General features: G+C 35.0%; 11 protein-coding genes. 7 read left to right on the top strand and 4 right to left on the bottom strand.

The window, feature by feature from the left end:
• Positions 1 to 3: 3 nt before the first annotated feature.
• Genes CQ022_RS17815 through CQ022_RS17805 form a run of 3 tightly spaced genes read right to left on the bottom strand, consistent with a single transcriptional unit; the run spans position 4 to position 2,871 of the window.
• A complete protein-coding gene (locus CQ022_RS17815) occupies positions 4 to 519 on the bottom strand; it encodes a ClbS/DfsB family four-helix bundle protein (protein ID WP_105683644.1) in 516 nt (171 codons plus the stop codon).
• Between the two features lie 7 nt (positions 520 to 526).
• Positions 527 to 1,531, bottom strand: a complete 1,005-nt coding sequence (locus tag CQ022_RS17810; protein ID WP_034695999.1) for a cytochrome d ubiquinol oxidase subunit II — start codon at positions 1,529 to 1,531, stop codon at positions 527 to 529.
• Entirely contained in the window at positions 1,528 to 2,871 is a 1,344-nt protein-coding gene (locus tag CQ022_RS17805; RefSeq protein WP_105683643.1) for a cytochrome ubiquinol oxidase subunit I, read from the bottom strand. Before CQ022_RS17805 ends, CQ022_RS17810 begins: the two co-directional genes overlap by 4 nt.
• 234 nt (positions 2,872 to 3,105) lie before the next feature.
• Between CQ022_RS17805 and gyrB the strand changes: the two genes are divergently transcribed.
• The 7 genes from gyrB (at position 3,106) to CQ022_RS17770 (ending at position 13,658) form a co-directional block, all read left to right on the top strand.
• Entirely contained in the window at positions 3,106 to 5,040 is a 1,935-nt protein-coding gene (gyrB, locus tag CQ022_RS17800; RefSeq protein ID WP_105683642.1) for a DNA topoisomerase (ATP-hydrolyzing) subunit B, read from the top strand.
• A gap of 82 nt (positions 5,041 to 5,122) precedes the next feature.
• Complete coding sequence (locus tag CQ022_RS17795) at positions 5,123 to 5,545, top strand: DUF5684 domain-containing protein (RefSeq protein ID WP_105683641.1); 423 nt, start codon at positions 5,123 to 5,125, stop codon at positions 5,543 to 5,545.
• A gap of 509 nt (positions 5,546 to 6,054) precedes the next feature.
• Positions 6,055 to 7,977: a DUF3857 domain-containing protein gene (locus CQ022_RS17790; RefSeq protein WP_105683640.1), complete on the top strand. Its 1,923-nt coding sequence runs from the start codon at positions 6,055 to 6,057 to the stop codon at positions 7,975 to 7,977.
• Positions 7,978 to 8,013: 36 nt separating this feature from the next.
• A complete protein-coding gene (locus CQ022_RS17785; RefSeq protein WP_105683639.1) occupies positions 8,014 to 9,906 on the top strand; it encodes a DUF3857 domain-containing protein in 1,893 nt (630 codons plus the stop codon).
• Complete coding sequence (locus CQ022_RS17780; protein WP_228421769.1) at positions 9,906 to 11,846, top strand: DUF3857 domain-containing protein; 1,941 nt, start codon at positions 9,906 to 9,908, stop codon at positions 11,844 to 11,846. The genes CQ022_RS17785 and CQ022_RS17780 overlap by 1 nt, the downstream gene beginning before the upstream one ends.
• A gap of 92 nt (positions 11,847 to 11,938) precedes the next feature.
• Positions 11,939 to 12,763 carry an RsiV family protein gene (locus CQ022_RS17775; RefSeq protein ID WP_105683638.1) on the top strand — a complete coding sequence of 275 codons (825 nt, stop codon included), beginning with the start codon at positions 11,939 to 11,941 and terminating at the stop codon, positions 12,761 to 12,763.
• 43 nt (positions 12,764 to 12,806) lie between these two features.
• Complete coding sequence (locus tag CQ022_RS17770) at positions 12,807 to 13,658, top strand: diacylglycerol/lipid kinase family protein (RefSeq protein ID WP_105683744.1); 852 nt, start codon at positions 12,807 to 12,809, stop codon at positions 13,656 to 13,658.
• Between the two features lie 399 nt (positions 13,659 to 14,057).
• Here the strand turns inward: CQ022_RS17770 and CQ022_RS17765 are convergent, their stop codons facing one another.
• Entirely contained in the window at positions 14,058 to 15,338 is a 1,281-nt protein-coding gene (locus CQ022_RS17765; RefSeq protein ID WP_105683637.1) for a dicarboxylate/amino acid:cation symporter, read from the bottom strand.
• Positions 15,339 to 15,418: the final 80 nt, after the last annotated feature.

Here is a 15,418-nt window from a genome sequence, read left to right as displayed (position 1 = left end):
GAACTATTCTGTACCTTTTTCTTTTTTCCATTTTCGAAGCTGTGTCCTGAAATTCTTAAAAGGAGCTACGGTATTGATATGAATCCATTTCCAGACCGGCCACTGAGCAGGGGTTGTTGCCCATTTTCTTTGTCCGGGAGTGAATAAAGTGTTGTGATCAAGGCTTTCTATCCATGCAATAATTTCATTAACCTGATTTTGCAGAAGTTCTCTTTGCTGTTGTAAACTATGAGAACCATATTCATTATAAAAAGATTGGTATAATCCTTTCAGGTTATTCCATTTATAGTCAGGAGTAGGTGTTTTTACTTCCAGTCCTTTTCTTTCATCATTTTCCCATTGTAAAAGCAGATGGGTCCATCCTAACTGATAGGAAATATTTTGCGATGGCGTTTTGTCAACTCCCTGTTGAAGAAGGTCTTTTTCATCTTCCTTGATGGTATTAAATTCCTGATCGTAGAGCTTATATCTTTTCTTGAGTTCCTCAATAAGCTCTGTTTTATCCTGATAGCTCTGCATTGTAAATCTATTTTCTCAACTTACTGAAAGAAGCCATCAGATAAAATAAAAACGGCAGGATAAATAATGAACCGAGCATCAAAGCCCATCCCAATGCTGCAATAGTTTTTGGCGGCGCCATATGCTCCAATAATGAAAGATGCTGTCCGTTTCCTAATAAAATAATATCCGGATTGTGCTGATACGTAGCAGCTACTAAAATCATCACCATTTGAAATCCTGCCAAAGCACGTACAGGAAGTAATTTCTGACGGTTCATCGCTCTTAAAATAAGCAATAAGGCAATCGTTGCAAAGGCAATCGCCATAATCCCCAAAGGTTTGGAAAATACCCACATCAAAAGAGGAATATCCGAAATATAAGCGGTCACAAATACCAGAATTCCTGTAATCACAACGAAGATCATCGTCTGTTTGGATTTTCTGATCATTAATAAAAGATCTGCCTTATCACGGGTTTCTCTTAATGAAAAGATAGAAGCAAGATAGGCACAAAGCGCTACAGTAAACAAACCTACAGAAACTCCAAACCAGTTCAGCCAGCTGAAAACATACAAATCCAGAAAACCTACAGCATCAGGATTGATAGAATGTGAAACAGTTGCTGCAGCAATTAATCCCAAAAAGAAAGGGGTTAAAAGACTCGCATAATAGAAGATCTGGGTGTACAGAACCTGCCAGTTGTCCTTTACTGCATCGTAATGTCTGAACGTAAATGCTGTTCCTCTCGCGATAATCCCCAAAAGCATCAAAACCAAAGGAATGTGAAGATAGGTAGACATGGTCGTATAGATTTCGGGGAACCCTACAAAGAGAATTACAATGGCAATGATCAGCCACATATGATTGGCTTCCCATACAGGAGCAATAGACTCATACATGATTTCCTGAGTCTTATTTCTGGCTTTTTTATGAGTGAAAAGCTCTACAATTCCCGCTCCAAAATCAGCACCTCCCAGAATAATATAAAGACAGATAGATAGCCAGAGAAAACCTATTACAATGTAGATCATGATTTGTTGTTTTTATCGTTAAACTGAGAGTCGGTAGGGTCGTAAAGCTTCGGTACCATTTGAATCTGTCTTTTTAAAAGGAAGATAAGAATCAATGATAATGAGACGAAAATAGCAGTAAAGAAGTAGAATGAATACTGTATTCCCGGCATTGGTGTTACCGCATCTACCGTTCTCATAATTCCGTAAATAATCCAGGGCTGCCTGCCGACTTCCGTCACTGTCCAGCCTGCTTCCAGAGCAATATATCCGAAAGGTGTTGCTATTAAGAACGTTTTTAATAACCAATTTTTACTCAGCCATTCTTTTTTGAAGAAGAAAGCATATAAATAAATAGCTCCAATACCAATCATCACCACTCCGAAGAAAATCATAATCTGAAAAGCGTAATGAACAACCGCAATCGGAGGCCATTCATCTCTCGGGAAATCTTTAAGACCTTTTACTTCAGAATTGAAATCATTGCTTACCAGAAAGCTTAAAACTTTTGGAATTTTTATAGCATATTTTATTTCTTCCTTTTCCTCATCAGGAATTCCTCCAATCACAAAAGAAGCACCTTTCTCAGTTTCAAAATGAGCTTCCATTGCAGCCAGTTTAATAGGTTGTCTTTCTGCTACTGATTTTGCTGCAATATCACCACTTAAAGGGGCACCAAATGCTCCAATCAAAGCAAATCCTACAGCAATTCTAAAAGCTTTGGTATGAAATTCAATATTTCTTTTACGCATAATCATAAAGGCATGCACTCCGGCTACAGCAAATCCTGTGGCACAAAATGCAGCAACCGTCATATGAAGAGCCTGCGGAAACCATGCGTCATTAAACATCGCTTTAATAGGATCTATATTAAGATACTGTCCGTTTATATAATCGAAACCGGTTGGGGAATTCATCCATGAGTTGGCTGCTACCACCAGAATTCCGGAAGCCAGCCCGCTTACTCCTACAAGAAATCCGCAGAACCAGTGAAACCATTTATTGAATCTTTCCCAGCCATATAAGAAGAATCCAATGGCAATAGCCTCGATGAAAAAGGCTGTTCCTTCCAATGAAAAAGGCATTCCGAAAATAGGACCTGCATGTTTCATAAAGCCGGGCCACAAAAGTCCAAGTTCAAAAGATAGCATTGTTCCGGAAACAGCTCCGGTAGCAAAAAGAATAGCTACTCCTTTGCTCCATGCTTTTGTCAGTCCTTTGTATACTTCATTATTGGTTTTTAAGTATTTCCAATGGGCAAAAGCCATGAGAAAAGGCATCACCATACCCACACAGGAGAATATAATGTGAAAACCCAGAGATAGTGCCATCTGGGCGCGTGCTGCTATAAAATCATCCATAATATCAACTTTTCAGTAAATAAATTTACGCATAAATTATTGATGTTGAATATGATTTACAACAGTTGATATTTCACCTATACATTTTAATTTTGAATCTTTTATTGGAATACTTTTCCTTATGTTTTCACTAAGAAAACTCTACATTTTTTTGACACTTTTTAACTTTCATACCTCGAAAAAAATCACGATATTTGTAAGTCTTTGCATAGAGCAAGATTTTTAATATTTAATATGAGTCAAAAACAATATACAGCTAGTAGTATTCAGGCATTGGAAGGAATGGAGCACGTACGTATGCGTCCTTCAATGTACATTGGTGATGTAGGAGTCAGAGGGCTTCACCACTTGGTTTATGAAGTAGTAGATAACTCTATTGACGAGGCATTGGCAGGGTACTGTGACACGATCTTCGTTAGCATCAAGGAAGGAAACGGAATTGAAGTAAGTGATAACGGTAGAGGTATCCCGGTTGATTTCCACGAAAAAGAGCAGAAATCTGCCCTTGAAGTGGTTATGACAAAAATTGGAGCCGGAGGTAAGTTTGATAAAGACTCTTATAAGGTTTCAGGAGGTCTTCACGGGGTAGGGGTTTCGTGTGTGAATGCACTTTCTAACGAAATGGTAACTACAGTTTACAGAGACGGGAATATCTATCAACAGATATATTCTAAAGGAAAAGCACAGACTCAGGTTGAAGAAATCGGTCACAGTGACATAAGAGGAACTAAACAGTTTTTCCAGCCGGATGATACTATATTTACAGAATTAATCTATAATTACGATACATTAGCAAGCCGTTTAAGAGAGCTTTCTTACCTAAATAAAGGAATTACGATTACGCTTACCGATGAAAGAGAAAAATTGGAAGACGGTTCTTTCCGTTCAGAAATTTTTCATTCTGAAGGGGGATTGAAAGAATTTGTTGCTTACATCGACGGTAGCCGTGAATCTATTATGGAACACGTGATCTTCATGGAAGGCGAAAGAGATGATATTCCTGTTGAGGTGGCGATGCGTTATAATACATCATTTAACGAAAATCTTCACTCTTACGTTAATAATATCAATACGCACGAAGGAGGTACTCACCTGGCAGGTTTCAGAAGAGCTTTAACAAGAACTTTAAAGAAATATGCTGATGAATTAGGACTTCCGGCAAAAGAAAAAGTAGAAATTACCGGTGATGACTTCCGTGAAGGACTTACAGCTGTAGTTTCTGTAAAAGTAATGGAACCTCAGTTTGAAGGACAGACCAAAACAAAACTAGGGAACTCTGAAGTTTCCGGTGCTGTTGATAAGATTGTAGGAGAAATGCTTACTAACTTCCTGGAAGAAAATCCTAATGAAGCTAAAATCATTGTTCAGAAAGTTGTTTTAGCAGCTAAAGCAAGACAAGCAGCTAAAAAGGCTAGAGAAATGGTTCAGAGAAAATCTCCAATGGGAGGTTCAGGTCTTCCGGGGAAACTATCTGACTGCTCATCTAAAGATCCGGCTGAATCTGAAATCTTCCTTGTAGAGGGAGATTCCGCAGGTGGAACAGCAAAGCAGGGTAGAGACAGACACTTCCAGGCTATTCTACCATTAAGAGGTAAGATTTTGAACGTAGAGAAGTCTATGCTTCATAAAGTGTATGATAACGAGGAAATCAGAAATATTTATACTGCACTTGGAGTTTCTGTAGGAACAGAAGAAGATAGTAAAGCTTTAAATATGGCAAAATTAAGATACCATAAAATTGTTATCATGACCGATGCCGATATTGATGGATCTCACATTTCTACATTGATCCTTACTTTCTTCTTCAGATATATGAAGGAACTTATTGAGAATGGATATATCTATATTGCTCAACCTCCTTTATATCTATTAAAAAGAGGGAACAAAAAAGTGTATGCCTATAACGAAAAAGAACGTGAAGAGTTTACTTTAGAAATGGCTCCGGATGGTAAAGGTGTAGAAGTACAGCGTTACAAAGGTCTTGGAGAAATGAACCCTGAACAGCTTTGGGAAACAACCCTGAACCCTGAACACAGAATTCTGAAGCAGGTAACTATTGATAATGCAGTAGAAGCAGACAGTGTATTCTCTATGTTGATGGGGGATGAGGTACCACCGAGAAGAGAGTTTATCGAGAAAAATGCGAAATATGCAAAAATTGATGCATAAACGTTTTTAAAAATATAATAAAAAAAGCTTCTAATTATTTAGAAGCTTTTTTTATATTTGGATAAACCAAAAAAACAATAATATGTTAACTCTTTTACAAACAGACCCTTATAATGGGACAGATGCAGTGTCTGGTGCAGCCGCTGCAGGATTAGGGATCGGAACAATGTTCTTCGGCCTGCTATGTTATATATTCTATGGATATTGCATGTACAAAATCTTCCAGAAAGCAGGAAGACAAGATGCCTGGGCCGCCTTTATTCCTATTTATAATACAATTGTGCTATTGGAAATCGTGAAAAAACCCATTTGGTGGATCATTCTTTTCTTTATTCCATTGGTAAACATTTTTGCATGTTGGGTAGTATATGACAGGCTTGCTAAAGGATTTTCCAAAGAAACGCCTCTCTACACAATTCTGATCCTTCTTTTTGGATTTATCTTTATTCCTGTACTGGGGCTTGGAAGCGATCAATTTGATAGTAAACTGGTTCCGAATGATTAAAAAGAAAGAAAAAAAACTAAAAGACTTCAGTATTGGAGTCTTTTTTTATGAGCAGATTTCAGGATTGTAGAATTAATTGTACTTCTTCTTATTATTAATTCTACAATATTTGAAATACATGAATCATATTTTATTCTATTTTTGGAACGCAGACAATATGAAGTTTTACCCTTCATAAAAACAGAATAAATATTCCCTCTCCAAAATAGAATGATTATAAATATTCTGTTCTAACTTTTCAGAAATAGAAAATGAAAAGTTGATAATGTGTTCATATCCTTATAGGTACATGTAAAACTGTACTTTTTAAGTATTAGGTTGAAGGCTTCATATGTTGAAGCCTTTTATATTTTTTTTAACAGTTATTAAGATTTTATTATTTTTGTATAACTTTAATAACTATGATGAAAATATTAGTCTTGGAGGCTTTATCTACCGCCTCATTCTATTTCGCGCAGAGCGATCCTGTTTCTGCAATTTCTACGAATTCTCAAAATCAATAAAAACCGATGAAAATTAATGCTAAACTTACAGTAGCGGTGAGCTGCCTTGTATTTAATACATCTTTTGCACAGCATAAATTCCTTTCTCCACCTTTATTTGATGAAGCTGATCTAAAAAAAACGAATTCACTTATAGAAAAGGATGCCCCTGCTGAAATTCTCTACAATAGTGTTCGATATAATATCATGAATGATAATTCTTTGGAAAAAGAGTGGTATTCAAAAATTAAAATCTACGACAAAAAGCGCTCAGAAGATTGGCTTAATATAAGCATTCCTCTTCTTACCGATGAATCGCTGAGTAAGTTTGAAGTTAGAATATATAATCTCTCCAATAATAAGGTCGAAAAAATCCTAATTGATAAAAAAGAACAGTTAAAAGAGAATTTTACTGAAGGGATAAATATTTATAAACTTGCCTTACCTAATATTTCAGACGGATCTGTAATAGAATACAGTTATAAAGTGACGAGTAATAATATCTCCAATCCGGTATATTTTCTGGAATACAATATTCCGGTTGTTTATCAGGAATATAATTTGGAATATCCTGATGAGCCTATTACATATTCTTTTAACAGTACAGGAAGTATTTTTAAACCAAAATACCATATTTCCACTACTGAGGATCGTTTAGGAGCTTTATATAATGTTTTCAGATTTGGATATGAGGATATGAAATCTATTCAGAAGGAAAAATATGTAAAAGACCTGAATAGATTCAGAGGGAAAATTAAACCTGAACTTAAAAGATTTTCAACCAAATATTTTACTTATAGTGAGTTTAAAGATTGGAATAACCTTGCAGACAAGCTTTATAGTTTTGATGACTTTGGAAGTTTTTTAAAAGGTAATGTGAAAGATATTCTTCCCGAGAATATTAAAACCTATTATGATCCTTTAGGAAGAGCAGATAAAATTTTCAATTTTGTTAAAGAAAATTATAGATGGAACGAGAAGGCAGGAATAATGGCTTCCCAGAATTTAAGACAGCTTATAAAAACAAAATCTGGCAATAGTGCAGATATAAATCTTCTTTTGACTATGCTTTTGAGAGATGCCGGAATTGAAGCTAATCCTCTTCTGATTTCTACTGTTGATAATGGTATTCTGAATGTTATTTCACCTAATATCAATAATTTAAATTTTGTTTTGACATCCGTTAAAATTAATAATCAAATTTATTTTTATGATGCAACTTCCTTCAATTCTAAGGTAAATATGTTACCAGAGAGGGATTGGAATGATTTCGGAATTTTATTGGAAGGAAAAAAAGGAACATCTCTGTCATTCTCTAATACCAATATAAGTAAAAAAGAGATGAATATCAAAGCCAGCTTAGACCTTGGGAATTCTTTAGTAAAAGGAATTTTCACACAAAAGGATAGCGGGATGTATGCAATTAACTCTTATGATGAATTTGATAGAAACAAAGATAAATATAAACAGGTGTTTCCGTCGCGATATAATATAGATGGGAAAAATGTAGAACCAAAACTCCTGGACAATGGTGATTTTGAAACTCAGATGGCATTTTCCGATTCTAACCTGATGGATGTAATAGGAGACAAAATCGTGATCAATCCCATCATGTTTTTAAATGCTGAAAAAGAATTGTTTGATCAGTCCCATGAAAGGAAATATCAGATTGACTTTATTTCGGCTTTTAATAAAGAAAAAAGAATAGAACTTGAAATTCCTGAAAATTATAAAGTGTTAAGCCTTCCGAAAGATAAAAAGATGGCTACGGACGATCAGGAAATATCTTTTTTATACAAGGTTGAAACGCTTGGTAATAAAATAATAATTACCTCAAAAATAGGTATTGCCAGTCAAAATTATCCTAAAGAATACTATCCGTTTTTTAAACAAATCTGGAAAACGATCTCTGAAACGGAAAATCAGGTCATTAGTTTGGTGAAAAAATAATATAAAATTTTAATAATTCATTTAAAATTAGCAGTAATGATGAAAATATTAGTCTTGGGGGCTTTATCTGCCGCCTCATTCTATTTTGCACAGAGCTATCCTGCCTCTGCAATTCCTGAAAATTTAAAGAAAAATGCTAATCTGGTAGTCAGAAAAGATCTGACGACTGTTAACATTCATAAGATTGATGATATAAAATATCAGGTTAATACGGTAAAAACTGTTTTAAATAAAGATGGTGATGATAAAGCAGTTGCTTACATTTCCTATGATAAAGGAAACAGTATCTCTGATGTGAAAGTTACCATCTATAATGAAGCAGGAAAGAAAATAAAAAGTTTTTCAAAATCAGATTTTGGTGATTTTGCCAATAACCGTCACGGAATTTTTTATTCTGATAGCAGAATTCTGGTTTTTAATTATACTCCAACGGAATATCCCTATACAGTAGATTTCTCTTATCAGATATCAGATAAAAATACTGTTTTTATTCCTGATTTTGTGCCTTTCTTTTCTACCAATACCTCTTTGGAAGAAGCGGAATTTAAAATTATCAACACATCTGGGATAGAGCTTAGAACGAAAACTTATCCGTCAAAGTTCAATTATGCATCAGTTGCAGAAAGTGGGAGTGCTAATGAAAAAGTATTTACCTACAAAAACGTTCCCGCCATTGATGATATTTCTTTAATTCCACAACCTGCCAAAATTTTACCGAAAGTAAGTTTCTCTCTGGCGAAATTTAATCTTGCAGGAAAACAGGGTACTTTAACGAACTGGACAGATTTTGGAACATGGTATTATAATAACCTTGTAGAGCCTGTTGCAGTTTCTACTCCGGCTATCAAATCTGAGATAGCATCGCTGAACTTACAAGGATCTGTAGAAGATAAGGTAAAGACGATTTATCAGTATATGCAGAATAAGACCAGATACATCTACGTAGGGCTGGGAATTGGCGGATGGCTTCCAATGCTTCCTGATGAAGTGGACAAAAAAGGATACGGAGACTGTAAAGGACTTACCAATTATATGAAAACTCTTCTTGATGAAGCAGGAGTACCTTCTTATTATTGTGTTATTAATTCCGGAGCTTCCCAGATATCTTTTGATCCGGACTTCCCAAGAATGGGAGGAAACCATGCTATTTTAATGGTGCCTACAGAAAAAGGGAATATCTGGCTTGAGAATACATCCCAACAAATTGCATTCAACCACCTGGGGTACAGTACAACAGACCGAAATGTACTTTCAGTAAAGAAAACGGGGATAGAACTGATCAATACTCCTGTATATTCTGCCGAACAGAATAAAGAAAAACAGGTCATGAAAATCAAAGTAGGAGAGGATAACAGTATTCAGGGTGAAGGAAGTTTTCATTACACAGGATATCAGTATGATTATAATTTAGCATTTACCGCTTTAAGTCCCAAAGAAAGAAATGATGCTTTAAAAAGATCTTTGGATATTTTGAACTTTGAAAAAGTAGAAATGAAAAATTTTGTCAATAATAGAGACAATGCTTTCATAACCTATGATATTGATTTTAAAGCCAGCCATTATGCTAAAAAAGTAGGAAACAGTTTAATATTCAGAGCGGTTCCTATATACAACGATGCCATCCATAAAACGGACGAAAGCCGTGAACTTCCTTTTGAAATCGGACAATCTTATGAGGACGAATATGAAATCAGTTTCAGCCTTCCCAATGGATATAAAGTAGAAGAAACTCCTGAAAATATCAACCTTAAATCTGAATATGGTTTCTATACCTTAAATTTTGTAAAGAATGGAGAGGGGCTCATCGTGAAAAGAAAAATACAAATCAATAAAGGAGCTTATCCCAAAGAAAAATATAACGAATATGTAAACTTCATAAAGAAAACAATAAACATGGACAATTCAAAAATTTTAATTACAAAGGCATAATGATGAAAAAAATAGTATTGTTATTGGTTTGTTCTACAAACCTTATATTTATTAAAGCACAAAAACATGAGTTTTTAGAGGCTCCAAAATTTTCAGAAGCAGATTTATCAAAAGTTAAATCTTTACTGGATGAAAATGCACCTGCTGAAGTTTTGTACAGATCTATACATTTCAGAGTAGATGCATCTACCGGTGATCTACACAGAGAATATATTTACAGAGTAAAAATATACAAAAAAGATAATGCGGAAGACTTATTAAATGTAGAAGTTCCCCTTTATACGGGAGTTAATGAACATGAATCATTAACTAAATTCAAGGCATTTACCTATAATCTGGAAGGTGGAAAGGCTGTACCGGTAAAGGTTGAAAAAAGCTCCAAATATAAAAGCAAGGAAAATAAAAATACTACGGTTAACAAATTTGCTTTTCCTAATGTGAAAGACGGATCGGTATTAGAATATCAGTATGAAGTGATCACACCGTTTGCATTTCTTTATACGATTCCTGAAATCGTTATTGAGCTGGATACTCCTTCACTTTACACAGAATATGTTATGGATACTCCAGTGAGTATTTCTTATAATATTAACTATACCGGAGGTCTTACTCCTAAATATAATGAAGTTTCTGACAGAACATTATATGGTGCCCAATATAGAACATACAGATTCGGCTTTGAAAATTTGAAAGGTTTTAAAGCGGAGAAGTTTGTGAGAAATAGCAGAAACTTTCGTACAAAAATCAGTGCTGAGCTTCATTCCACCAATTTTGGAGAACTTAAATTATACTCATCTTCCTGGGAACAGATTAAGAAAAGACTCTATGATAATAATGATTTCGGAGGTGAGCTTAAAAAAACAAAACTGGCGAAAGAAAATATGCCGGCAGGAATAGCTGATATGAAAACTGATCTTGAAAAAGCAAATGCCATATTCAGATATGTTCAGAAAACATTTACATGGAATAAAGATAAAGGAATCTATACGGAAGACGGTATCAAAAAACTGATTGAAAGCAAAACGGGTAATGCCGCAGAAATTAACCTGTTCTTAATAATGCTTCTTCGTGAAGCAAATATTAAAGCGGATCCATTACTTATTTCAACGGTAGAGAACGGTTTGATTAATATTGTATCTCCCAACGTTACCAACACCAATTTTGTTTTAGCAGCTGTAGAAACTGCAGGAGGTATCCAAACCTTTGATGCTACTTCAAAACAATCTTCCATGAATGAACTTCCTTTAAGAGATTGGAACCAATTTGGTATTTTACTTGGTAAGGAGAAAGCTGTTCAACTTCAGATGGTAAATACTAAACCGGGAAATACTTACCTTACTGTAAATGCGAAAATTAATGAAGATGGAAGCGTTTCTGGTGCTTATTCTGACAGAGATACTGGTGTGTTTGCAATGTATGTAAAGGATGATTATGATGAAAACCCTGAAAAATATAAAAAGCAGTATAAAGAGAATTTCTCAATGGATTTCACGGATATTGATTCAAAAGTATTGGAGAATGGTGAGTTTGAAAGCAGCATGAAGTTTTCTTCAACGAATCTTATTGACAAGGTAGGAAAGAAAATGATCATTAATCCGATGTTGTTTTTAAATAAGAATTCCAATGAATTTGATCAGACGGAAGCCAGAAAATTCCCTATCGATTTTGGGTCACCAACTACCAAAATAAAAAAGGTGATTCTTGAAATCCCTGAAGGATATGTGATTGAGGAAATGCCTAAAGAGAAAAAAATTGTTACAGAAGATAAAGAAATAGAATACAACTATTCTGTAAAACAAATAGGAAATAAACTGGAGGTTACCACTACCTCAAAAATTAGCAGTTCAGATTATCCGAAAGAATATTATCCTGCATTTAAACAAATCTGGGGAGTTGCTTCAAAATTTGAAAATCAGGTGATCAGCCTTGTTAAAAAGTAATATTTGACAGGAGTTAAACAAAAAAATAAAATTTTTTCAAAAACCATTCATCTTTTGAATGGTTTTTGTATTTATACCCCAAAAATAAAATTATGAAAAATACGATTGCTGTTATAGCATTATCTTCTTTCTTGGCAGTTACCGCCTGTAAAAAAAATGAAACGGCGGCAAAAGCAGAGAATATAGAAAACAAAGCAAGTGAAGAATTTGTAGTAGACTCTGTAAAAGTCAGTGACTCTACAAAAATTACTGACTCTTTAAAAGTGAGCTACACTTCAAAGCTGTTGGTTTTTCCTACTTTAAAAGATAAAAAGCTAGTGGACAGCATCTATTTCCAGAATGAAAAAATTAAAGATTTCTCCAAAACCGGTCTTCAGGCTTATCTGGATAGTGAAAAGAATAGTTATTTCAACTCTGTTAAAAAAGATAATAAAGACTGGGCTTCAGACGTTACTTATGCTCAAAACTGGTATTCAAGTTCCCATATGAATCTTATTTCTAATACAAACGGCTATATGCATATCCAATATGTAGGAAGCGGATATGAAGGAGGAGCGCATGATAACTACGGATTTTCCGAAAGGGTTTTTGATCTTAAAAACAGCAAAAAATTAGAATTGAAAGATATTACTTCATTACCTAAAAATAAGATTGAAGCCATTCTGATGAAAAATATTGATAAAATTAACAGCGGAACAATGGATGGAGATGGAGAAGTGAAAAACTCAGAAATGCTTTTAGTGGATAAAATTCCGGCCTCTGATAATTTTTATTTTGATGATAAAAACCTGTATTTTCACTATAGTCCCTATGAAATTGCTGCTTTTGCCGCCGGAGACATTACAATTCCTGTTTCATGGGAAGACCTGAAGGGCACTTTAAATGCAGAATTTAAAGAAAGAATGAAAATTAAGTAAATTAATGCTTCCAGTTCTGGAAGCATTTTTTAATTTTGTGGTGATGGACAAAGTAGCTTTTATTATCAATCCTTTTTCGGCCAAAAAAAATTATCAGCCGTTTTTGAACGAACTTAAAACAAAGGTGAATAATCCTTTGTATTATGTTTCAGAATCTATTGTCGGGACCGATGAATTTATTCAGGCTCATTTCGAACAGGTAGATATTTTTGTGGCGATAGGAGGAGATGGTACCATTTCTACAGTAGCCAAAAACCTTATTAATACAAACAAAATTCTGGCTATTTTTCCGGCCGGTTCTGGAAACGGGTTTTCCAATGAAACACGATTCAGTAAAAATCTTGATGAACTGTTAGAGAAAATAAAAGTTAAAAACTCCAGAAAGATTGATACTTTTACTGTAAACGACAGGCTTTCCATCAATGTTTCGGGAACGGGATTTGACGGTAAAGTGGTGAAAGAGTTTGAAAAAACAAGCCGTGGATTCAAAAACTATATTAAAGTTTCCCTGAAAACATTCTTCAATTATAAGCCCATCAAAGTAAAGTTTGATGATGAAGAATACCAACAGTATAACGGCCGTTATCTGATGATGAACATTGCCAATACCCGTCAGTTTGGGAACAATGCTTACATTGCACCAAAAGCCAGTAAAAGTGACGGTTTGGTGGATATGGTTTTGGTGAAAAAATTTCCACTGACCTATTCTGCGCTGTTTGCTTTCAGAATGTTTACCAAAAGACTGAAAGATGATGAATATGTGACTTATCTTCCAGTATCTGAAATAACATTTAAAGTAAATACCAAAAACTGGCATCTGGATGGTGAATTTAATAAAATCAAATCACCAATCCATGTTAAAGTACAGCCTGCAAGTTTGAATATTTTGGTGTAGGGTACAGGTTGCTGGTTGTTTTTGTTGCTAGTTGTTTTTGTTGCTGGTTGTATTAGGTTGTCATTATCTTGGCTCTTGAATCTTGGTTCTGTATCAAAATTCACCATTCACTTACGAAGCAAAATTTACTATTGACATCATTTCTAATCCCTGCCACCTAATCCCTATTACCTAACATCTGCTTAATTACAGCCTGCAAGTTTGAATATTTTGGTGTAGGGTACAGGTTGTTGGTTGTTTTTGTTGCTGATTTTATTAGGTTGTCATTATCTTGGCTCTTGGCTCTTGAATCTTGGCTCTGTATCAAAATTCACCATTCACTTGCGAAGCAAAATTTACTATTGACATCATTTCTAATCCCTGCCACCTAATCCCTATTACCTAACATCTGCTACCTTCTTACATCTCCAGCTTTTTCTCAATTTCAGCCGGATGATCCAGGCAGTACTGAAGCTGTTTTTTGTCGAGCTGTTTTTCCCAGTTGGCAACCACTACAGTGGCTACAGAATTTCCGATAACGTTTGTTAAAGCCCTGCATTCACTCATGAATTTGTCGATTCCAAGAATTAAAGTCATTCCTGCAATCGGAATTTCAGGAACGACTGCCAGAGTTGCTGCCAGAGTAACAAATCCTGCACCTGTAACTCCTGCTGCACCTTTTGAACTTAACATAGCTACCAAAAGAAGCATCAGCTGTTTTTCAATAGGAAGATGAATATTTAATGCCTGGGCAATAAAGAGAGAGGCAAGTGTCATATAAATATTCGTTCCATCAAGATTGAAAGAATATCCGGTAGGAACCACAAGACCTACAATAGCTCGTGAGCAGCCTGCTTTTTCAAGTTTTTCCATAATACCCGGTAAGGCAGATTCTGATGAACTTGTTCCCAAAACGAGAAGAAGTTCCTCTTTAAGGTAGAAAAGGAGTTTGAAAATATTAAATCCGTTATACCATGCTACTGCTCCTAATACCAGAACAACAAAAAGAATAGAGGTAATATAGAATGTACCCACCAGAAATATAAGGTTGAGTACAGAATGAAGTCCGTATTTTCCAATCGTGAAAGCCATTGCTCCGAAAGCACCTATGGGGGCAAGTTTCATAAGCATGTGGACAATTTTAAATACTGGAGTCGATAAATCTTGTAGAAAATCGGTTACTTTCTGGCTTTTTTCTTTTGTTAAAACCAAAGCGACTCCCATTAAAATAGCACCCAAAAGAACCTGGAGAATATTTTCACCCACCAATGGACTGAATAAAGTCTCCGGAATAATATTCATAATAAACCCTGTGAGCGTTGACTCATGAGCTTTTGTTTGGTATTGCGAAACATCACCTGAGAGGGTAGATGGATCAATATTCAAACCATGACCAGGTTGTAAGATATTTCCTACCAATAATCCGATGATAAGAGCAAGGGTTGAAAATGTGAAAAAATAGATCATTGCTTTGATAGCAATTCTTCCCACTTTTTTCAAATCGGTCATGTGGGCAATTCCTAAAGTAAGGGTAATGAAAATTACCGGAGCGATAATCATTTTTACCAATTTGATGAATCCATCTCCTAGAGGTTTCATCTTTTCTCCCAGTTCAGGATAAAATTTTCCCAGAAGAATACCCGCAACAATGGCTATAATCACCTGGAAATAAAGCTGATTGTGTATTTTTTTTGCTTTCAAAGAACAGTCGTTTTGTTTTTTTAAGGGCGAAAATTAAGAAAATTTATCTAAAAACATGACAAAAGTCATTGAAAGAATCT

This window comes from Chryseobacterium culicis (genome assembly GCF_002979755.1).
Taxonomy (GTDB): Bacteria; Bacteroidota; Bacteroidia; order Flavobacteriales; family Weeksellaceae; genus Chryseobacterium; species Chryseobacterium culicis_A.
The sequence above is the reverse complement of the archived record's forward strand: the minus strand, read 5'-3'. Positions and strand labels throughout refer to the sequence as shown.